Source organism: Hellea balneolensis DSM 19091 (assembly GCF_000428525.1).
In the GTDB taxonomy this organism is placed as follows: domain Bacteria; phylum Pseudomonadota; class Alphaproteobacteria; order Caulobacterales; family Maricaulaceae; genus Hellea; species Hellea balneolensis.
In genome coordinates, this window is sequence record NZ_AUAC01000003.1 from 355,503 (window position 1) to 375,868 (window position 20,366).

16 protein-coding genes and 1 tRNA gene are annotated in these 20,366 nt (G+C 49.6%); 7 read left to right on the plus strand and 10 right to left on the minus strand.

Annotated features, from left to right (window positions below; genetic code table 11):
- Positions 1 to 59 precede the first annotated feature (59 nt).
- The 5 genes from F569_RS0107695 to F569_RS0107715 form a co-directional block, all read right to left on the minus strand.
- Positions 60 to 3,743, minus strand: coding sequence for a vitamin B12-dependent ribonucleotide reductase (locus tag F569_RS0107695; RefSeq protein WP_026941727.1), 3,684 nt, complete (start codon positions 3,741 to 3,743; stop codon positions 60 to 62).
- A gap of 317 nt (positions 3,744 to 4,060) precedes the next feature.
- The gene (locus tag F569_RS0107700) at positions 4,061 to 4,846 is read right to left on the minus strand and encodes a hypothetical protein (protein WP_026941728.1); all 786 of its coding nucleotides are present in this window, start codon (positions 4,844 to 4,846) and stop codon (positions 4,061 to 4,063) included.
- A gap of 100 nt (positions 4,847 to 4,946) precedes the next feature.
- Positions 4,947 to 5,780, minus strand: a complete 834-nt coding sequence (locus tag F569_RS17105) for a DMT family transporter (RefSeq protein WP_233353623.1) — start codon at positions 5,778 to 5,780, stop codon at positions 4,947 to 4,949.
- A 212-nt stretch (positions 5,781 to 5,992) separates the two neighbouring features.
- Entirely contained in the window at positions 5,993 to 7,396 is a 1,404-nt protein-coding gene (glnA, locus tag F569_RS0107710; protein ID WP_026941729.1) for a type I glutamate--ammonia ligase, read from the minus strand.
- Positions 7,397 to 7,450: 54 nt separating this feature from the next.
- Entirely contained in the window at positions 7,451 to 7,789 is a 339-nt protein-coding gene (locus tag F569_RS0107715) for a P-II family nitrogen regulator (protein ID WP_026941730.1), read from the minus strand.
- A gap of 267 nt (positions 7,790 to 8,056) precedes the next feature.
- Here F569_RS0107715 and F569_RS0107725 point away from each other — a divergent pair, with 267 nt between their 5' ends.
- The 4 genes from F569_RS0107725 (at position 8,057) to F569_RS0107740 (ending at position 13,044) form a co-directional block, all read left to right on the plus strand.
- Positions 8,057 to 10,351 (plus strand): NADP-dependent malic enzyme, encoded by a 2,295-nt coding sequence (locus tag F569_RS0107725; protein ID WP_026941731.1) that lies wholly within the window; start codon positions 8,057 to 8,059, stop codon positions 10,349 to 10,351.
- Between the two features lie 63 nt (positions 10,352 to 10,414).
- Positions 10,415 to 11,734 (plus strand): MATE family efflux transporter, encoded by a 1,320-nt coding sequence (locus tag F569_RS0107730; protein ID WP_026941732.1) that lies wholly within the window; start codon positions 10,415 to 10,417, stop codon positions 11,732 to 11,734.
- 69 nt (positions 11,735 to 11,803) lie between these two features.
- Positions 11,804 to 11,888, plus strand: a tRNA-Leu gene (locus F569_RS0107735).
- A 520-nt stretch (positions 11,889 to 12,408) separates the two neighbouring features.
- Positions 12,409 to 13,044, plus strand: coding sequence for a gamma-glutamylcyclotransferase (locus tag F569_RS0107740; RefSeq protein ID WP_026941733.1), 636 nt, complete (start codon positions 12,409 to 12,411; stop codon positions 13,042 to 13,044).
- Between the two features lie 178 nt (positions 13,045 to 13,222).
- On the opposite strand, the gene rpsL is transcribed toward F569_RS0107740, so the two are convergent.
- The 5 genes from rpsL to F569_RS0107765 form a co-directional block, all read right to left on the minus strand.
- Positions 13,223 to 13,594, minus strand: coding sequence for a 30S ribosomal protein S12 (rpsL, locus tag F569_RS0107745; protein ID WP_026941734.1), 372 nt, complete (start codon positions 13,592 to 13,594; stop codon positions 13,223 to 13,225).
- A 325-nt stretch (positions 13,595 to 13,919) separates the two neighbouring features.
- The gene (locus tag F569_RS0107750) at positions 13,920 to 14,597 is read right to left on the minus strand and encodes a hypothetical protein (RefSeq protein WP_026941735.1); all 678 of its coding nucleotides are present in this window, start codon (positions 14,595 to 14,597) and stop codon (positions 13,920 to 13,922) included.
- A 140-nt stretch (positions 14,598 to 14,737) separates the two neighbouring features.
- Positions 14,738 to 16,099 (minus strand): 30S ribosomal protein S12 methylthiotransferase RimO, encoded by a 1,362-nt coding sequence (gene rimO / locus F569_RS0107755; RefSeq protein ID WP_051279569.1) that lies wholly within the window; start codon positions 16,097 to 16,099, stop codon positions 14,738 to 14,740.
- A 58-nt stretch (positions 16,100 to 16,157) separates the two neighbouring features.
- Entirely contained in the window at positions 16,158 to 17,006 is an 849-nt protein-coding gene (locus F569_RS0107760; RefSeq protein WP_026941737.1) for a hypothetical protein, read from the minus strand.
- A 47-nt stretch (positions 17,007 to 17,053) separates the two neighbouring features.
- The gene (locus F569_RS0107765) at positions 17,054 to 17,242 is read right to left on the minus strand and encodes a hypothetical protein (RefSeq protein ID WP_154813681.1); all 189 of its coding nucleotides are present in this window, start codon (positions 17,240 to 17,242) and stop codon (positions 17,054 to 17,056) included.
- A 206-nt stretch (positions 17,243 to 17,448) separates the two neighbouring features.
- On the opposite strand from F569_RS0107765, the gene F569_RS0107770 reads away from it, so the two are divergent.
- From F569_RS0107770 to F569_RS0107780, 3 genes are all read left to right on the plus strand, one after another.
- Complete coding sequence (locus F569_RS0107770; RefSeq protein ID WP_026941739.1) at positions 17,449 to 17,916, plus strand: hypothetical protein; 468 nt, start codon at positions 17,449 to 17,451, stop codon at positions 17,914 to 17,916.
- Between the two features lie 141 nt (positions 17,917 to 18,057).
- The gene (locus F569_RS0107775) at positions 18,058 to 18,444 is read left to right on the plus strand and encodes a BlaI/MecI/CopY family transcriptional regulator (protein WP_026941740.1); all 387 of its coding nucleotides are present in this window, start codon (positions 18,058 to 18,060) and stop codon (positions 18,442 to 18,444) included.
- A gap of 4 nt (positions 18,445 to 18,448) precedes the next feature.
- A complete protein-coding gene (locus F569_RS0107780; protein WP_026941741.1) occupies positions 18,449 to 20,356 on the plus strand; it encodes a M56 family metallopeptidase in 1,908 nt (635 codons plus the stop codon).
- Positions 20,357 to 20,366 lie beyond the last annotated feature (10 nt).

Sequence of the window (20,366 nt, forward strand, 5' to 3'; positions counted from 1 at the left end):
AATTTATAACATAACACAAATAGAGGACATATGCAAAATTAGACTTCTGCGGGAACGCCCTAACTACACCCCGTAGTAGTCCCACAGCTATCGCACTTCTGGCAGGTCCCGTTTCTTATCAGCGTGAAGTGGCCGCATTCGGGGCAGGGATCTCCTGTATAGCCTTGAAAACGAGCGTTTTGGGATGCGCTTGGCGGGCTCGTGATTGACCCGGCTGAAGCGGTTTTTTGGGCTGACTTTTGAGCATCCGTTAATTCAACATCAACATCCAAGACTTCCTCATCCAGTTCAAGAGCAAGCGGATCGTCATTATCGGCTTTGGGCCGCGCCGAGAACGGCACAATATTATCATCATTTCCGCCGTCGCGGTTAAAGCCTTTGGAATAGCCTGGAAGCGTTAATTGCTCGTCCGAGCCTTCCGCACTTGTATGCCGCTCCGCCGCGCCGAGGCCGAGCTGATCGCCTGCGCCGTCATTGGCATCGAAATGGGCAAGGTCGTCCCAGCCGAGATAGGAAATGCCCAGTTCGCGGAAGATATAATCGAGGATGGAATTGGCGAACTTAATCCGGTCATTGCCTTGGACGGGGCCATTGGGCTCAAAGCGGGTAAAGGTATAGGCCTCAACAAATTCTTCGAGCGGCACCCCATATTGTAGGCCGATAGAAATGGCGATAGCGAAATTATTCATCAGGCTACGAAAGGCTGCGCCTTCTTTATGCATATCGATAAATATCTCGCCGAGGCTGCCATCTTCAAACTCGCCCGTATGGAGATAGACTTTATGTCCGCCGACAGAGGCTTTTTGGATATAGCCCGTGCGGCGATCGGGCAGGCGTTCGCGGTGGATGGGTTTTTCAATCACGCGCTCTATGATTTTTTCAACGATGCGTTCGGCCCCCGCTGCGGCGCGTTTGGCGGAGGGTTTCTCGATGGCATCTTCAAGTTCGTCCAAATCAGCATCGCTAAAGACAGCTGAGTTAAGCGGCTGTGAGAGTTTGGAGCCATCGCGATAAAGCGCAATCGCTTTCAGGCCGAGGCGGTGGGCTTGCTCGTAAATATCGGCGCATTCATCAATGGTCGCGCTGGCGGGCATATTTACCGTCTTGGAAATCGCGCCGGAGATAAAGGGCTGAGCCGCCGCCATCATGAGGATGTGGCTCTCAGAGCTGAGCGCGCGGGTGCCTATACGTCCGCATGGCGTGGCGCAATCAAAGACGGGTAGGTGCTCGGCCGCCAAATGCGGCGCGCCTTCGAGGGTCATCGCGCCAGAGCAATATACATTGGCGGCGTCGATATCCTCTGCCGTGAAGCCCAGCAGCGGGAGCAGGTCAGAGCCATTTGTATTTAATTGCTCTTCGGTCAATCCCAACCCATCACGGCAAAATTCATCGCCCAGCGTCCAGCGGCTAAAGACATAGCGAATATCAAAAGCCTCGGGCAGGGCGGCCTCGACTAAGCCAAGCTCATGGGCGCTAAAGCCGCGCTCTTTCAGCCGCGCGTGATTGACGCCGTCAGCCCCTTTTAATGTGCCATGGCCAAGTGCATAGGTGATTATACCCTGTGTCTGTTTTTCGGAGTAACCCAAAGCATCGAGCGCGCGCGGGACAGAGCGGTTGATGATTTTGAAATGACCGCCCCCTGCGAGCTTTTTAAATTTCACCAAGGCAAAGTCCGGCTCAATCCCTGTGGTATCGCAATCCATTAACAGGCCAATCGTGCCTGTTGGGGCGATGACAGAGACTTGTGCATTACGAAAACCCGTCTCCTCGCCAAGCTTTTGTGCTTGCTTCCACAGTCCGGCTGCGCGTTGTGAAACCCCGTCAAAGGGACAATCACTGCGGTTGAGCGGTATGGGTTGATAAGACAAACCTTCATATGCCACGCGGCCTTCGGCGGCGCGGCGATGGTTGTTTATGACGCGCATCATCGGCACGGCATTGTCTTTATAAAGCGGGAAAGCCCCCATGGATTTGGCCATCTCGGCAGAGGTGAGATAGGCGGTGCCTGTCAGTAGCGCTGTAATCGCGCCTGCCGCGGCGCGGCCCTCAGTGCTGTCATAAGAGTAACCACATGACATAAGCAGCCCGCCGAGATTGGCGTAACCAAGGCCCAAGGTACGGAATTCGTAAGACCGCTTGGCAATGGCTTCACTTGGGAATTGCGCCATCATCACAGAAATTTCGAGCACAATTGTCCAGAGGCGCGAGGCATGTTCAAACGCTTTTAAATCGAATTTATTATCATCGGTGCGGAATTTAATCAGGTTCAACGAAGCAAGGTTACAGGCCGTGTCGTCAAGGAACATATATTCGCTGCAAGGATTAGACGCCGTGATAGGCCCACTCTCGGAACAGGTATTCCACGCATTAATCGTGTCGTGATATTGCACGCCTGGATCAGCGGATGACCAAGCCGATTTCGCAATTTTGTGCCAGAGGTCACGGGCGCGAATATTTTTGGCGACTGCACCATCTGTGCGGCGTATAAGGTCCCACGTTTCGTCGTTCTTCACGGCCGCCAGAAAATCATCCGTGATACGCACCGTGTTATTGGCATTCTGGCCAGAGACAGTTTGATAGGCTTCACTGTCCCAATCCGCGTCTAATTCGGGGACCTCAATCGTGTCAATGCCTTGGCGGGCAAGGTGAAGCGTGCGCTGTATCGCGCCATCTGGCACTCCGTCGCGGCGGGCCGCTTTAATCTCGCGTTTCAGCGCCGCGTTCTCTTGGACATCAAAGCACTCTTCCTCTGTGCCTGAGCAATTGATGCAGGCTTTGAGGATAGCATTAAGACGGCGCTTAAGGACTTTCGAGCCCGCAACCAATGCGGCGACTTTCATCTCTTCCGATGTTTTCCAATCTATAAACGTTTCTACATCTGGATGGTCAATATCGACAATCACCATCTTGGCCGCACGGCGGGTCGTGCCGCCGGATTTAATTGCGCCCGCAGAGACATCTCCAACTTTCAGGAAACTCATCAGGCCCGAAGAGACACCGCCGCCTGAAAGTGGTTCGCCGCTGCCGCGAATATTGGAAAAATTAGACCCCGTGCCTGAACCATATTTAAACAGCCGCGCTTCCCGTGTCCAAAGGTCCATAATGCCGCCCTCCGCGAGCAGGTCATCATTGGCGGATTGAATGAAACAGGCATGAGGCTGCGGATGTTCATAAGCGCTGGATGATTTATGGAGCTCGCCTGTCTGGTAATCGACAAAACTATGGCCTTGTGCGGGGCCGTCAATCCCATAGGCCCAGTGCAACCCCGTATTAAACCATTGCGGGGAATTGGGTGCCGCTATCTGAGAGGCGAGCATAAAACGCAGCTCATCATAAAAGCTCCGCGCATCATCCTCAGTATTAAAATAGCCGCCCTTCCAACCCCAATAGGTCCAGCATCCCGCCATACGGTCAAAGACCTGACGCGCATCTGTTTCACCGCCCATTTTAAAGAGCTTCTTGCCCTTCTTAGGCTTACTGTCATCAGGGGTATGGCGGCGCAACCAATCAGGAACGCCGTCTTCTTTCACGGCTTTCAGATTAGAGGCGACTCCCGCGCGGCGGAAATATTTCTGCGCCAGAATATCACAAGCGACCTGTGACCAACTCTCAGGCGCCTCAAATTCAATCGCCTCAGAGATAGCCTCGCCGCTTATATCGCGCACCTCACTGGTGACCTTTGCAAAGGCGAGGGAGGTATAAGGGCTATCGCCGGAAGTGGTGTAATGACGTTTAATCTGCATAAGGCGCTCTTGAATCGGTTACCTAAGATAAGGGTTACGAGGGCCTAGGGCAATGGGGGAGGTGTGGGCCGTTTTAAGTATTTACTTTAGTGGCTCAAGAGTACCCGGTGTTTCATGCGAATAGTTCAGCCTAAGTATTTCTGAATAGCGTTTTCTAAGCGCTTGTATTCGATTTCTATTCTCGGATGTAGGTTTTCCCGTTTGACATCTTTACAATTTTTTACGCAAAGGCCGTTTTCGTCACGTTCGCATATTCTGATATGCCCCGGTTTGCTAGAAAATGTAACGCACTTTTCACTCATGACAATCTCTCCTTTTTATTGGTTGATGGCTTGTCCAATCAATCTGGCGGTATGAATTGCTTCAGCAGTTTCAGCGAGTCCTCTCCGTGTATCGTCAACAGGTCCAAAGGTGATGAGAACAGAGTGACTACTAGCTCTTCCAGCTCCTGATATAAAACTTCCATCTTTTAAAGTTCGTTTCACGAAGGCCCATTTTGGAGTGACATTTCCGCGTTTTCCAATTTCAAATTTTACTTGATATGTGAAAGATTCTTTGTCGCTAATAGATGCTATAAGTCTGCTCTGTACTAGGCCAAGTCTAGTAGTGAGCCAAGGTTGCACGCCAATTGAATTGCCGAAAATAGGTTTATTAGTGGTCGTGCTTCCGACACATGTGTTTTGGTTGTTTAAAAAACTCACGGTATGGAAAACTTGATCTGTTTCCGTGCGAGTAGCTTTAGCGGAAAAAGTTAGGCCAGACTCCAAAGTGAATACGCTATCTCCTGGATCGAGCATTTCGGCAGGCGTGGTTGGGCTAAGTAGGTTTAGAGTAGGATTGAATGAACTATCTTCTACTACGTTAAGTGTAAGTGTATATTTGACGCCCCATTTCTCGAAAAAATCTACCTTACTTTGTTCAATTTTTCCGATAGTGTATGCTTGCTCATAGGCCTCAGCAATAGCTCCTACAATCTCACACCTTATTGCGCGGTGCACATCTTCAACATAGAGTTGGTCTTGATTGTTATTAGTTAATGGTGGAAGAGTTGTTCCACAAGCTGAAAGACATCCAATTATTGCTAAGTAGAATATTACTCTCACGTTAAGCCCCAAAATTTTGCGCCTTTAACATGTGCATTATTTTGTTGCAGCTTGCAATAAGTTTCTGAAATTCATTTCAGTTTCCACTACTCCAAATCTTCTAACCTGTACCTGCTTCAGGCATTTTCTTGTTTGACCTTACCGCGATGACTAATACGCCGCCAAGCGAGGTAATTGCGCCGACAATAAATTGTATTGTTAGGGGTTCATTGAGGAAGGTAATACTCAAGGCTACGCCCCAAATCGGGGTCATGAGGGTGACGGGCGCGAGCAGGGAGATATCGTGTTTTTTAATCAGGTGGTAAAACGCGCCGTGGCCGAAGACCGCGACGCCGATGACGGCGAAGACGGTTGCCGCGATGATAGGCCAGCCGCCTGCGATGAAGGTGCTCCATTGATTTTGCTCTAAAAAGGCTGAGACGACGAAAAGCGGGGCGAAGGAAAATAGGCCAATCCAGGCTTGCATTTGCAGGGCGAAGATTGGGGCCATGCGCTTCATCACCACGCTGCCGATAGACGCAATAAAGGCGGCGGCGGCGATATAGAGCAGGCCTAGGGTGATGGTGAAACTGGTGGGATCAATGGCGATGACGAGCACGCCGACAAAGGCCAGCACAATCCCAATTCCGCGCAGCCATCCGACTTTCTCACTGAGAAACATCACGCTCATAATCGTTGAAAACGGTACGCTGAGCTGTATCACGATAGAGGCGGCAGAGGCTTCGGCATTGGCGAGCCCGACAAAGAGCAGCGCAAAATGCCCCACGCCAATAAAGATAGATATGAGCAGCAACATAATAAGATTTTTGGGTAAGGGGCGCAAAAAGGGGAGCAGGACTAAGGCCACCCCCCAAAACATAATCGCGGCAAAAAAGAGCGGCGGCACAGCCGCGTCAAACACCGCCCAACGCGTAATGCCATGTTGAGGCCCCACACAAAGCAGACAATAGTCAGGAGGAGAAAGTTGTGGATGGCCATGGGGGTGTTTTAAGTTACCTCGTGATTTAATGCACCCATCGATTTGTGATATAAGACACAAAAAAGCCGCTCATAAGGAGCGGCTTTTCTAATTTCGGCACTACCCAAAATCGCTAGTCTTTTTTGGTGCTAAACTGAAATCGGTATCACAGTACCGATTTCGGGTGCCTAGCATTTATAATACAGGTCAAACTCAACGGGGTTCGGATGCATCGCGACGCGGTGTACTTCTTCCATTTTCAAGTCAATATAAGCGTCGATTTGGTCGTCATCGAAGACGCCGCCGGCTTTTAGGAAGTCACGGTTTCCGTCGAGAGATTCGAGCGCTTCACGGAGGGAGCCGCAAACCTGCGGAATGTCTTTAGCTTCTTCAGCTGACAATTCGTAAAGGTCCATATCCATCGCGTCGCCGGGATCGATTTTGTTTTTGATACCGTCAAGGCCTGCCATAAGAAGGGCTGTGTAAGTCAGGTACGGGTTACCCGCTGGATCTGGGTAACGCACTTCTAGACGCTTACCATTTCGTGACGCTGTCCACGGAATACGGATAGAGGCAGAGCGGTTACGGCTTGAATAGGCGAGCATAACAGGCGCTTCGAAGCCTGGGACCAAACGCTTATAGGAGTTGGTCGAGGCGTTAGAGAAGGCGTTAATCGCTTTTGAGTGCTTAATGATGCCGCCAATATAGTGCAGGCATGACTTAGACAGACCCGCATATTCGTCGCCCGCGAAAGTCGGCTTGCCGTCTTTCCAGATAGACATGTGAACATGCATGCCTGTGCCGTTATCATTCCACATCGGCTTTGGCATAAATGTCGCCGTCTTACCATAAGCATGGGCTACATTATGCACGATATATTTGTAGAGCTGCATGTTGTCGCCCATCTGTAGGAGCGTATCAAACTTCATGCCGAGCTCATGCTGTGCAGGCGCGACTTCGTGGTGATGCTTTTCAGGGCGAAGACCCAACTCTTCCATAACTGTAAGCATTTCAGAGCGCATATCTTGCAAGCTATCGACCGGCGGGACAGGGAAGTAACCGCCTTTTGGTCCCGGACGGTGGCCCATATTGCCGCCTTGATACATCGTGCCTGTATTTTGCGGCAGCTCAGCCGAGTCGATCTCGTATCCCGTTTTATTCGTGTCTGTATCCCAGCGTACGTCGTCAAAGACGAAGAATTCAGCCTCAGGGCCGAAAAAGACATCATCACCCACTTTGGCTGAGCGCATATAGGCTTCGGCCGCTTTGGCGGTGCCGCGTGGGTCGCGATTATAAGCTTCACCTGTATCAGGTTCTAGAATGTCACAGAAAACGGCTAATGTGTCTTGCTGAAAGAACGGATCCATTTTCGCTGTATCCGGATCCGGGAGCAAAACCATGTCTGACTCGTTAATGTCTTTCCAACCGCTAATTGACGAGCCATCAAACATTGTGCCGTCTTTGAAAAGGTCTTCATCAACCAGATCGCTGTGGAATGTGACGTGCTGCATTTTCCCTTTAGGGTCTGTGAAGCGCAAATCGACGAATTTAATATTCTCGTCTTTTATTTTTTTGAGGAGTTTATCTGACATTACTCTGTCCTTTCCCGAGATGAGTAGAGTTTCTAAAATTAATGTGGAATTTTCTTAGAGAGCAGCGTCGCCGGTCTCACCTGTCCGAATTCGAATGGCTTGAGAGACGTCTGAGACGAAAATTTTACCATCGCCAATTTTGCCGGTTTTAGCGGCGGTTTGGATGGCTTCGAGTGCGGCTTCAACTTGATCATCTGCGACGACGAGTTCGAGCTTTAGTTTTGGGAGGAAGTCAACAACATATTCGGCGCCGCGATACAGCTCCGTATGTCCTTTCTGGCGTCCGAAGCCTTTTGCTTCGACAACGGTCATGCCTTGCAAGCCAACGCCTTGCAGGGCTTCTTTAACTTCGTCCAATTTGAACGGCTTTATTATCGCTTCAATCTTTTTCATGGCTGCCTCCAGTGTTTGGTTATATCACGCATAAATAGCTTGGCGTTTCATGTTAGAGCCATCGGGCGGAGTCGAGTCCTGTGGGGTCAATTTTAAGGATTGAAGTGAGGCGGCGGTTTTTTGCACTAATTTTGGACTCTGGCGGGTAGCGCTGATTAAAAATTAGGCGTTTTTAGCCGCTTGATTTCTTGAGGTGAGTCTTGATTATAGCTATGAAGCGCTGTTTTAATCCCTATAAGACACATGATTCAATCCGAGGAGTGCCGCGTGGCTAAGCTTGAAGTTCGTCAACCCAAAAAGCCTTATATAACAGACCAGCAGGCCTTGGATTTTCACGCCTATCCGGTGCCTGGAAAATTAGCGCTTCTACCGACAAAGCCCATGGCAACACAGCGGGATTTATCCCTAGCCTATTCGCCCGGTGTGGCCATTCCCGTGGAAGCCATCGCCGCCGATCCGGACACAGTTTATGACTATACATCCAAGGGGAATATGGTCGCTGTTATTTCTAACGGGACCGCGATTTTAGGCCTCGGAAATTTGGGCGCAATGGCCTCAAAACCCGTCATGGAGGGGAAATCTGTCCTCTTTAAACGCTTCGCTGATATCGATAGTTTTGACATCGAAGTCGAAGAAGAAGATGCCGAAAAATTTATCGAATGTGTCAAACGTTTCGGCAACACATTTGGCGGTATAAATTTAGAGGATATTGGCTCGCCTGAATGCTTTATCATCGAGCAGGAATTGCGCGAAAAGCTCGATATTCCTGTCTTCCATGATGACCAACACGGCACAGCGATTATTGCAACGGCGGGGCTTATCAACGCGGCGCATCTGACGGGCCGAAAATTTGAGGATATGAAAGTCGTTCTCTCTGGTGCAGGGGCGGCGGGACTCTCTGTTTTGGGTCTTGTCAAAAGCCTCGGTGTGAAGAATGAAAACGCGATTGTATTGGATAGCCGCGGCGTCGTTTATCAAGGCCGCCAAGAATATATGGATCAGTGGAAGGCCCCTCATGCCGTGGACACAAAGCTGCGCACACTCGAAGAAGCCATGGTTGGCGCGGATGTGTTTTTAGGGCTGTCCGTCGCGGGAATTGTGACCCAGGACATGGTCAAGTCCATGGCGAAAAACCCGATTATTTTTGCTATGGCAAACCCAGATCCTGAGATTACGCCCGAAGAAATTAAAGAGGCGCGTAGTGATGCAATTATCGCCACGGGCCGCTCGGATTACGCCAACCAAGTCAATAATGTCCTCGGCTTTCCCTATATTTTTCGAGGGGCGCTTGATGTGCGTGCGCGCAATGTGAATGAGGAAATGAAACTAGCCTGTGCGCGGGCCTTGGCTGATTTGGCGCGTCAGGATGTGCCGGAAGAAGTCGCGGCTGCTTATCATGGACAACGCCCGAAATATGGCCCTGAATATATTATTCCTGCGCCGTTTGACCCGCGCTTGATCTCTGAAATTCCGCCATATGTGGCTCAAGCCGCCATGGATACAGGCGTCGCGCGAAAGCCCATTGAGGATATGGAGGCTTACAAAAAATCTCTTGCGCAAAGGCAGGATCCAACAGCCGCCATATTGCAGGGCATTACAAGCTCTGTTGTGCAAAACCCCAAAACTATTGTCTTTGCTGAAGGCGAAGAACCTGCCGTCATTCGCGCGGCGCAAGCCTATCAGCAGCGTGGTCTCGGCAGAGCCATACTTGTGGGCCGTGAAAAGCCGATTTATGATAATATGAAGCTTTTGGGCGTTGAAAAACCGGAGAGTTTTACCATTCTCAATGCACGCCTGTTTGATCGTAATGCAGAATTCACTGAATATCTTTATGGCCGCATGCAACGTAAGGGCTTTCTGCGCCGTGATGCACAACGCCTTGTCAATAATGACCGGAATGTTTTCTCCGCATTGTTAGTTAATCACGGCCTTGCGGACGGGATGGTCACGGGCGTTACGCGGAGCTATGACATTGCCCTTCGCGATGTGAAACTCGTCCTGCAACATGTTGAAGGTGAGCGCACAATGGGCGTGTCCGTCGTGGTCAATAAAGGGCGAACGCTCTTTATCGCGGATACCAATATCACAGAGCTACCTGATGCCGAGGACCTTGCCGATATCGCTGGAACAACGGCGAATTTTGCGCGTCAATTCGGGTTCGACCCCAAGGTCGCATTCCTGTCCTATTCGACCTTTGGTAACCCTGTTGGCGAACGCATGCAAAAGGTTCGCCGCGCCGTGGAGATACTGGATGAGCGCGAGACAGATTTTGAATATGAAGGTGATATTGCGGCAGATGTTGCGCTCGACCCGCTTCATACGCTGACCTATCCGTTCTCACGCTTAACAGGGGCGGCTAATGTTTTGGTCATGCCAGCCATTCATTCAGCGTCAATTTCAACTAAGCTGCTCGACTCAGTCGGCGGAGCAACCGTGTTGGGGCCTTTTCTCACAGGTCTGGAAAAACCCGTGCAGATTTGTCCGCTCGGCGCAACGGCATCAGAGATTGTGCAGATGGCGACATTGGCGGCTTTCGCGCCGTCACATCGCGATGACGAATAGAACTTGTCTCGAAACCAAAAAACCAATGTTTTAGAAGGCTCCATCCTCAGACATGTCTTGCGCATGATGGGGCCTTTCTCTCTGGCGGTTTTAGCCCTGATTTCGACAGGTATTGTTGATACAATTTATCTGGGTCGCTTAACCGATCCAACGCGGCCTAATCTGGCGATTTTAGCGCTCGCAGCCCTCACATTTGCTTTTCCGCTAACTTTTATCGGCAATAGCGCAAATATTGGCCTTGGAGCAGGGACAATGTCCGCCGTCTCGCGCGCCTTGGGGCAGGGTGATACCGAACGGGCCAGACGGCACGGCGCCGCGGCTATCCTCATGGCGCTGACGGTAATGTCAGTCTTAGTGACGCTTATGCTTTTGATTGCGCCCTCGATCTTGCGCTTTGCCGGAGCTAGTGAGCAGGTAAGGGAAATGGCGATAAGCTATCTGTCAATTTCTTTGCCCGGCCTAGTGATCGTCTCTGTGGCGTCAATGAGTAATAATATTCTGCGAGCCTCGGGAGAGGCGGCTCTGCCGAGTTCCATCATGATACTGGCGGCAATTATCAACATTATCTTGGATCCCTTTTTCATTTTTGGTTGGGGGCCATTCCCGCGTTTGGAATTACAAGGCGCGGCGGTTGCAACGCTGATCGGCAACATTGTTGGAGCCTCATTTGGATTTTACCTCGTCATGTTCCACCGTAAGGCAATTTCCTTTGCGGAAATGACGATAGGGTCAATGAGGCGGGCCTGGAGCATTATCGGCCAAGTTGGTATTCCGGCGGCAGGGACGAATATTATTGTACCCGTCGCGACATTTGCGGCCGTGGCTATTTTGGGGTTGCGCCTATCCGAAGTTGAGATTGCAGCCTTTGGTGTTGCGAGCCGCGCTGAGCTGATATCCATTGGCGTTATTTACGGCCTTTCTGCTTGTATTGGCGCAATTACGGGGCGTAATGGCGGGGCAGGAAAGACGGAGCGTGTACGTGAAACCTTCCGCATTTGCTTCTGGATTTGCTTTATCTGGTGTTCCTTTATGGCCATCATCATGGCGGTGTTTTCACAGCAAATTGCACAGATTTTTACAAATGACCCGCTCTTGATTGAAAAGATTGTGCCCTATTTTTATATCGTGCCTGTCACGCTGTTCGGATATGGCTTTGTCTTCATCGCGGCGGCCGGGCTGAATGCAATTGGGCGGCCCATGTTTGGCCTGACCTATACCATCATACGCTCTTTAGTGCTTTATGTCGGCTTCATCTTTATCGGTGTTCAAATCGCCGGTTTAACAGGCGCCTATTACGGCGTCGCGGCGGCCAATATAATTTCAGGCGTGATTGCGCTGTTCTGGACGCTAAAACGCGCACCCATGACAGCCAAAAAGAGTTAGCAATTTTTACATTTGGACGCTTGATTTTTTCTTAAAAGCAAAGCATATGCCGCTGTCTAAACACACCGTGCGGGTGTGGCGAAATTGGTAGACGCGCTAGATTTAGGTTCTAGTATCGCAAGATGTGGAGGTTCAAGTCCTCTCACCCGCACCATGGTCATCAATAATGACCGCTCGCCAAAGGCGGGCTGTAGTGTCATTAGTGATGTATCTCTCGACAAAAAACCAAATATCGTCATGATAGTTCTATGAGACTTTGGCTTGCACTTTTTGTTTTTATATTATTTTCGGCCTGCCAGACGACACAACAATCACATTTGCCCAAAGGATCCTTACTCCCTATGACGCGTCTAGAAGCTAAGAACGCTGCTAAGGATTTGGGCAATGAAAGCAATCCGAAACTTAGCTCCTGTGTCGCGTCAGAATTATATGACTTCGGACAGGGAGAAAGTTTTAAGACAATTTTGTCGAATGGCGTTGAGTGTAAAACCCCTGAAGATGCACGACGGCATGCTGTCCACTTTTTCGTCGATAGGGCCGACCGGATTTGTAAAAAACTTCCTCCACTTATATACAGTATGACGTGTTGGGATGGTTCACTTATTGAGCCATATGATCCATGTTTTAAATGTCCTCCGCCTCCTTTTTAAACCTGTCTGTATCTGACCATCCCCATGAAAACCGTCATAGGCTACGCCTCTCTCCTTTCCCCCATCAGTATCAAGCGTCTCTTCCCAAATGCGCGCAACATTACCCCCGTCAAAATTCCCGGTCATGCGCGTTGTTTTAACTCTTACGGCACACTCTCCATCGCCAAAGGCTTAGCACAGAGCGGAGATAAAGAGCTTGCCCACGCTGCGGCCATTCTCCGCCCTGACACCACGCTTTACGCTTTGGCTTTTGAGCTCGATGAGGCGGATTTCAAGACCTATGAGCGCCATGAGTTTCGTTATGACCTGCAAGAGGTTGAAGCGACCTCTCGCGTGACAGGCGGGAGCCTGAGTGCCATCATCTGCTATGAGGGCGCCGACCATCTCATCGACACCTCTCTGGTAGGAGTAAGCGACATCTATGCGCTCTACGCTCAATATGGGGTGAGCGCCTTCTGGCACACGCAGCACTTACCAGCGGACATCTATCTCAAGCACTGCCTCGCTGCGGCCAGAGAGCTTGGTGAAGACTGGGTTAGCAACTTTCTTGATTCGTCCTTCATTCATGATAGGGAGACGAGCATGAGGGAGTATCTGGCGGACAGGGGTGTTGATATCGAGGTTTATGTTGCAGCGGCTAAATTGTCGGATGTGTTTTGATGCCCACCCTTATTTTGTCATTACCGCGCTTGTCGCGGTAACCCATGTGATATGTCTCTAAAAATGAAGGCCCTCATATAGATCACCCGAACAAGTCGGGTGATGACAGAATTAGAAAGGGCATAAAAAAAGCCCCCGCAAATGCAGAGGCTATCTAATCTTAATCTGTAAGACCTGATTACTTAGGGCGCTTAACACCGTATTTGGAACGCTTCGTCTTACGATCTTTGACAGGCTGGGCGTCAAGGCTACCGCGAACAACTGTGTAACGCACACCCGGAAGGTCACGAGGGCCGCCGCCGCGCACGAGAACAACACTATGCTCTTGGAGGTTATGGCCTTCACCTGGGATGTAACTTGCCACTGTGTGGCCATTTGTGAGGCGAACACGTGCCACTTTACGCAGCGCTGAGTTCGGCTTACGAGGCGTTGTCGTATAAACGCGCGTGCAAACGCCGCGTTTTTGCGGGTTAGCTTGAAGAGCTGGGTTCTTCGCGCCGCGCTTTTTAGGTTGGCGAGGCTTACGAATGAGCTGTTGAATTGTTGGCATATCAAATGTCTTCTAAGTCTTAAATTTTGCGCTCAACTATGGATTTGAACGTCCAAAGTCAATCGAATTATTCACGAAAGGGGGCGCATAACGCGCATCCACGGGAATATCAACGAAATAAGAGTCTTTTTCGCAGTTTTTTCAAGGAATAGGGGGGGGGAGCGGCTCGGAATGAGACGGAGCCTGCGCGACTCGGTGTTCTTGTTATTTTAGGCTCAAACGCGCTGTTGGTTTGATCTATAGATTGTGGGAGAGGGTAAAGTTGTTCAAAGTAGGCCGCTCATTGATTGCTGCAATTCCGAAAAGAAGCAGACCTTGATGGTTATTAAGTGGAATGTTCTTTGTCAAACTTCTCAAGTCGTTCATCGCCAATTGCAGGAATAATTATAACAGTACATAGACCGATAAAAGCTACGAGAAGACACATACTAAAAGCATTAAAGATTGCCCAAACCTCAAAGCTTGAATTTTGTCGAAAAAACTCATTACCTACCACTAATATAAAAGCACTGAACGTGAACATAATTTGCATCATTAATTTTACAGACCGCTGAATTGGTGTTGGCCAGTTGGGCATGAGCCAGAGAGGTTTGTCTAAAACAATACAAATGAGAATAAAAATCAATCCGACAGACCATAGAATAGTAGGCCATATTTGTATCCAATACGGTTCATTATTCGCCCAAGTTAAAAATAGAAATACATAGCTAAAGTAGGTGAATAAATGAATTTTTCTTGAACTTTCCTTTGAGCCAAGAATGAGTTTCAAACCAAGACTGACGAGACTGAAGCAAAATAAAGCGACGCAAAAAGTCCGTAAATTGGTAGCAAGTAAAATATATATACTTATAGCTGGGAAAATTAATCGTCTTAACCCCCATGTGAAATTACGAATATACGCCCGACTGAAGTAGCGACCTTCGAAATTTTTACGCAAGAGGTAGTGAGTGCCTATAGGCCCTACTATACCAATTAAAATTGCGAGATTAAGTAAACTCTCCATCTAGTAAACATGGAGCAATAACTTTAATTATGTTATAACCGCTCATCTCTCTAAAAGACGATAATTAGAGGGTTTCTATGTCAGTTTCCCTCCAAGTCATGTTAAAACGAGCGACTTAAAATCGCCTCAAGTAAGATACCCTAAGGCCTTATCCCCCACATATCATATTCGTCGGTCTCTTCGATTCTTACCGTGACAATATCGCCGACCCGCACCTCTGTATCACCGTTCAGGAAGACGCAGCCATCGATATCAGGCGCATCAGCGACGGAACGGCCAAAGGCGCCTTCTGCGTCCACCTCATCAATGATGACGTCTTGCATCGTGCCGATTTTGGATTTCATCAGTTCAGCACTGACCTCTTGCTGGCATTCCATAAAGGCGTTGTAGCGGGCATCGATGACGTCTTGCGGGACTTGGTCTTCGAAATCATGGGCGCGGGCGCCGTCAACATTTTCATATTTAAACGCGCCGACGCGGGCGAGCTTAGCATCGCGTAGGAATTGCAGCAGAATCTCAAAATCTTCATCTGTCTCGCCGGGGAAGCCGACGATAAAGGTCGAGCGAATCGTCAGTTCAGGACAAATCTCGCGCCAGCGATTAAGCCGCTCCATCAATTTATGCTGATTGGCGGGTCGGCGCATACGTTTCAGAACCGCAGTGCTGGCATGTTGGAAAGGTACGTCAATATAGGGCAGCACGCCGCTCTCTTTATCCGCCATAATTTCGATGATTTTATCAACATGGGGGTAGGGATAGACATATTGCATCCGCACCCAGACGCCGAGCTTACCCAGCGCGCGGGTCAGGTCGTAAAGATTAGATTTATATTCCTCACCGCGCCATGTGCCTGTCTCGTAACCAATATCAAGGCCGTAAGCCGATGTGTCTTGGCTGATAACGATAAGTTCTTTGACGCCCGACTCGACCAGCTTTTCCGCATCGCGCATGACCTTGGCGATATTCATACTGTCCAGCTTCCCGCGCAAATCAGGGATGATGCAGAAGGTACATTTATTGTTACAGCCCTCGGATATTTTCAAATAGGCATAATGTTTCGGCGTGATGCGGGAGCGCTCATAGGGGATGAGGTCGGTGAATTTATTCTCGACCATCGGCGCGGCTTTGCGCACGGCGGCGACGACATCATCATATTGCTGCGGCCCGGTGACCGAGAGCACTTTGGGATGCTTTTCCTTAATGATAGGATCATTGCCCATACAGCCCGTCACAATCACGCGGCCATTCTCTAGCAAGGCTTCATCAATAGCAGAGAGGCTATCCGATTTGGCCGAGTTCAGGAACCCGCAGGTATTGACAATAATCACATCGGAGTCGTCATAGGTCTTTCCAATGCGATATCCATCGGCCCGTAGCAGGGTGATAATCCGCTCGCTATCCACCATAGCCTTAGGACAGCCCAATGAGACAAATCCGACGCTCGGATTATCAATGAGTTGGTCAGCAGGATGCGCGGCGCTTTGGGTAATGTCTGTAGTCATGACGGCCTCATAAAGGAAGTTGCGTTCCCATAAAAGGAAAAGCGAGTATGTCTAGTGTTTATTGTTGTTGGGGGGATGGAATGCATGTCAGGCCGCGGCTCCGATAAGCGCCCATCCTATCTCTTAGAGTAGCCCAAAATGTGGGTTTATCAAACACGGTGCTATCTAGGGTGCGTTGGAAATTTCTTGTTTTAACCTGCGGCAAACAGGTGGCCAGCATCGGAGCGTCGACAATCATAAAGTTATCAATCACAAGGTCCATATCGCTCCCGGCCTTAAACTCTCTACGCCACCCATCCGAACTATCCCCGGCCTCGCGGTAGAGGCGCCAACCTTTGGGGACATTAAAATGAGCGGCAAATTTGGCTTCCTCTGCGAGCTGTTTAGTGCGTCTGTCCGATTTGCGCTTCAAGATACGGGCAACACCTTCAGAGGCTGTGTCACCATTTTCAACCATACTGGCCATATGGCTTTCCATATCCGCATTGGACAGCATATGTGGATCCGGCGTGCCGTGCAGGCCAATGACAGACCCAGGACGCAAGCTTAGTTGGTCTGCTGCGGGCACAAAATAATTGCCGCAGGACGACAAGCACATTTTATCGACAATGAGATGACGGGGATGTTCACCGATTTTATACCCAATGGCCCGCCCTGCAAAGACTTCTCCGCCTTTACTGGTAACCGTCACCATTTTTATATCTTCTGTAAGCTCTGATAAGGCGCAGTCCCGCATAGCCTCGTCAATGGGGCCGGAGAGTTTGAGCGTGCTCGGATTTATGAGCGCACATTGCCCTGTCTCAGGATAATGTGCGAAGAACAGCTCAGCTTCTGACATTGCAGGCTTACAGCCTGAGAACACAGTCAAGGCGGCTAGGCTTATTGTAAACATATAATGTTTCATCATGTGTTATACTGTATCAATTGCACTGAAATAGCAAACAGCTTGACCCGTTAAATCTGCGGGAGGAAGTCTCCGACAGTGATAGGGGGTTCTTGGCTCGGCGCATCTTTAAAAATGAGGTCGAGCCGGTTGGGGCGCGGGGTAGGCTGAGATGTTGTTTCTTTTGCCAGAAGGTTTCTAAACACACTATTTTCATCATATATATCCGGCTGCACTTCAGACTGGGGTGGTAATTCCATGGTCAAACCTTTCATTTTGTGAAAAGTGAAAGCTGCAAAAGCCGGGCCAAAATATCGTAAGACGCGAATAAAAGGCCGGCCTTCAAGCCTGACGCTTATTCATGCCTCCACATTAAATTCTATATGTCATTTGCGGATGCAGCGGCCCGAATCTTGCTGTAACTATGGGGTAGTTTAAAAATCTTAAGTGAAAATTGGAGGGTGTTATGTTGACACGTCACTTTAAAACTTTTGGCGCAATATTGGGGGTTAGCCTCGGACTTTTGATGGCCGCGCCAAGTGCCGATGCACAATTTGGCGATCTCTCACCCGTTCTGCTTGTTGAGAGCGGCCCATCTGATAATAATGAATATCGCCGTATGGTCTTTGTGAAATTCCTGTCTGGCAACCGTGTCGGCGTGAATTACAAGGCCTATAACCGTACAGAATTTATCCAAGTGCCTAACACAACACCGCAAGATGTGATATCGGCTTGTGCCAATGGCGCCGCAACGTCTTTGTCTGAAATTCGTGCTTTTCAACGCAGTGAAGCCCGCGCCAAGCGCAGCGGTAAGCCCACTGAAGTTAAGCGTTTTTGTATCAAAAATATCCAAAACTGGGAAGGTGGCAATCGCGTGAAATATCTCGACCCCATCTTCGAAGGCATGCCCCATGCGGCGAGCCTGAATAATTAAATTGAGAAAAAAGTTCTAAAGACCCGCTCGGAAGAGTGGGTTTTTTTATGCCTAAAGTTTAAGATAATAACTACACATTCCTATTGACCACAACTGTAGTCTTGATTATGCCTACAAATGTAGTCATTAAGGGAGACGACATTGGGACAATCTGGTAAGATCCGCATCTCGCAATCCGAACTTGATGTGATGGATGTCCTTTGGACGCAGAGTCCGCTTGGCGCATCCGAAGTGGCGCAGGAGCTTGCTACGCGGAAAGACTGGAACATCCGCACGATTAAAACCCTGCTGGCGCGGTTAGTGGAGAAGGGCGCATTGTCCACACAGAGCGAGGGTCGGCGCTATCTCTATTCTCCGCTCATTTCCAAGGACAGCTATGCGGCCGGTGCCACGCGCCGCCTATCTGATCGCCTTTTCGGGGGCCGCGCTGCGCCGCTCGTTATGCATTTGGCCAAAGATGATGGGTTATCTCACGACGATATTGCAGAGCTTGAGGCTTTGCTCGCTGAGCTGAAAAATAAGGGGTAATACGATGATGGGGTGGATCATAGAGACGGGCGTGGCCGTTACGATTTTGACGGCTTGGGTGCTTTTGATACGCAGACCCTTTTCGCGTATGTTCGGGGCAAAAGCGGCCTACGCCTTATGGCTTATACCTTTTTTGCGCCTTATCATGCCAGAGATTACAGTCCCGCGCTTTCTTCCAAATTTGTCTGAAGTACAGCCCGCTGTAACAGCGCCAAGAGGTGACATGACCATCACGCCGGAAATGATGGCGTTAATTGAGCAAGCAGAGCCTAGCCTTATGAGTCAAGCCGCGACCTACTTATGGCCTTCTGTATTTGTGGTGTGGTTCGTTGGCGCACTTACATTCTTTTTCTATCATTGGGCGGCTCAAGCGTCCCTAATAGACCGCTTGGTCCATAAATCAGAGCCTGCAAGACGCCTCAGATCAGAAATTATCTCAGCTGCGCAAACAGTGGGGCTTAAACGCATTCCAAATGTAAGAATTTCGGATGAAAAAGCCGGGCCGCTTGTGACAGGATTTTTGCGTCCTACGGTGATATTGCCTGATAACTTTATGACGGCCTTTTCGCCAGCTCAGCGCCATTATGCCTTGATGCATGAATTTATGCATATTCGGCGCGGCGATGTTTGGAGCGCTATGGCGTGGCTTGGCTTTCGTGCTGTTAATTGGCCAAACCCGCTTGTGCATTACGCCGCCAAGCATTTTCGCAGTGACCAAGAAGCGGCGTGTGATGCCAGCGTTCTGAGCGCCATGGGAGATAGCAAAGAGGCGACGGAAGCCTATGCTGAAACACTCATCCACGCAGCCAAAGCTGCCATTATTGACGGGCGTGCCAGCCCACAACCGAGCGCGCTCGCGCTCACTATCCACCACCCCCTAAAGGAGAGACTTATGATCTTGGGAACACATAAAAAAGCAAATTGGCGTTCACGCACAGCTGCGGCCGTTATGATTATCGGCGCGGCGTGCGTTTCAGCGCCCCTGATACAAGCGGATGCCCATCCCGAAACGGAGGTTTTGGAAGAGGAACTTGCGGGGAAGTATGAAAAACATCAAGGTAAATCTGTTATCAAGCGCAGGATGAAACTAGACGGTAAAACCGTCTCAGAGCATTTTGAAATCAATGTCGATGGCGATGATGTAGAGGCTTTCAAGGTCGATGAAGATGGCAATAAGACCCGCATTGACATCGAAGATATTGAGGATTTTAATGTTGATGACATTCTCGTTGAAAATATTGAAGGTGATATAAGCCGCACTATTTCCATCAGCGATAATGAAGGCGTGAAAGTCATGTCCAAAAAGGAATTTAAAAAATGGGCCGAGACTGAATACCCAGAGTGGAAAGAAAATGATTTCGCCAATTGGGTCGAGGGTGATCTTAAGGCTTGGACATCCAAACAAAGCAAGGGTGAATTAGTCTTGCGCGATGAAGACGGTGAAACACGTTTTGAATTTAGAAGCAGTCCCGACTTTCCAAAACCTCCACATCCGCCAGGATTCACGCAGCATTCTGAAAATGTCTTTGTCTTTGATAGTGACGACATTGAAGGGCTTGAAGGATTGGAGGGATTAGAAGGTCTCGCAAAATTAAAGGTGCTAAGAGAATTAAAAGGTTTGGAAGGTCTAAATGGTCTGGAAGGCCTCCAAGGGCTTGAGGGGCTTGCTGCGCTCAAAAACCTAGAAAATCTTGAAGGCGCGAAGACCTTTAGGTTCTTTTCCGATGAAGGTGATGGAACGCGTCTAAAGCTTCGCATCACCGAGTCCAGATTGGCCGCCGCGCGCGCCATGCTTGAAAGCACTGAGCTTGGCGCGGGCGACTCTCGCGAAATGGCCAAGGCTAAGCGCGAGCTTGAAAAAGCCCGGAAAGCTCTACAGGCAGCTGAAAAAGCTCTGCAGGATGCGGAATAAATAAGCTTCG

Excerpts from the sequence above, each read along its gene's own strand:
- glnA (WP_026941729.1), bottom strand. The coding sequence starts at position 7,396 with ATGTCAGATAAACTCCTCAAAAAAATAAAAGACGAGAATATTAAATTC.
- F569_RS0107770 (WP_026941739.1), top strand. The coding sequence starts at position 17,449 with ATGTTGACACGTCACTTTAAAACTTTTGGCGCAATATTGGGGGTTAGC.
- rpsL (WP_026941734.1), bottom strand. The coding sequence starts at position 13,594 with ATGCCAACAATTCAACAGCTCATTCGTAAGCCTCGCCAACCTAAAAAG.
- F569_RS0107765 (WP_154813681.1), bottom strand. The coding sequence starts at position 17,242 with ATGGAATTACCACCCCAGTCTGAAGTGCAGCCGGATATATATGATGAA.
- F569_RS0107740 (WP_026941733.1), top strand. The coding sequence starts at position 12,409 with ATGAAAACCGTCATAGGCTACGCCTCTCTCCTTTCCCCCATCAGTATC.
- F569_RS0107760 (WP_026941737.1), bottom strand. The coding sequence starts at position 17,006 with ATGATGAAACATTATATGTTTACAATAAGCCTAGCCGCCTTGACTGTG.
- rimO (WP_051279569.1), bottom strand. The coding sequence starts at position 16,099 with ATGACTACAGACATTACCCAAAGCGCCGCGCATCCTGCTGACCAACTC.
- F569_RS0107695 (WP_026941727.1), bottom strand. The coding sequence starts at position 3,743 with ATGCAGATTAAACGTCATTACACCACTTCCGGCGATAGCCCTTATACC.
- F569_RS0107715 (WP_026941730.1), bottom strand. The coding sequence starts at position 7,789 with ATGAAAAAGATTGAAGCGATAATAAAGCCGTTCAAATTGGACGAAGTT.
- F569_RS0107780 (WP_026941741.1), top strand. The coding sequence starts at position 18,449 with ATGATGGGGTGGATCATAGAGACGGGCGTGGCCGTTACGATTTTGACG.
- F569_RS0107730 (WP_026941732.1), top strand. The coding sequence starts at position 10,415 with ATGATGGGGCCTTTCTCTCTGGCGGTTTTAGCCCTGATTTCGACAGGT.
- F569_RS0107750 (WP_026941735.1), bottom strand. The coding sequence starts at position 14,597 with ATGGAGAGTTTACTTAATCTCGCAATTTTAATTGGTATAGTAGGGCCT.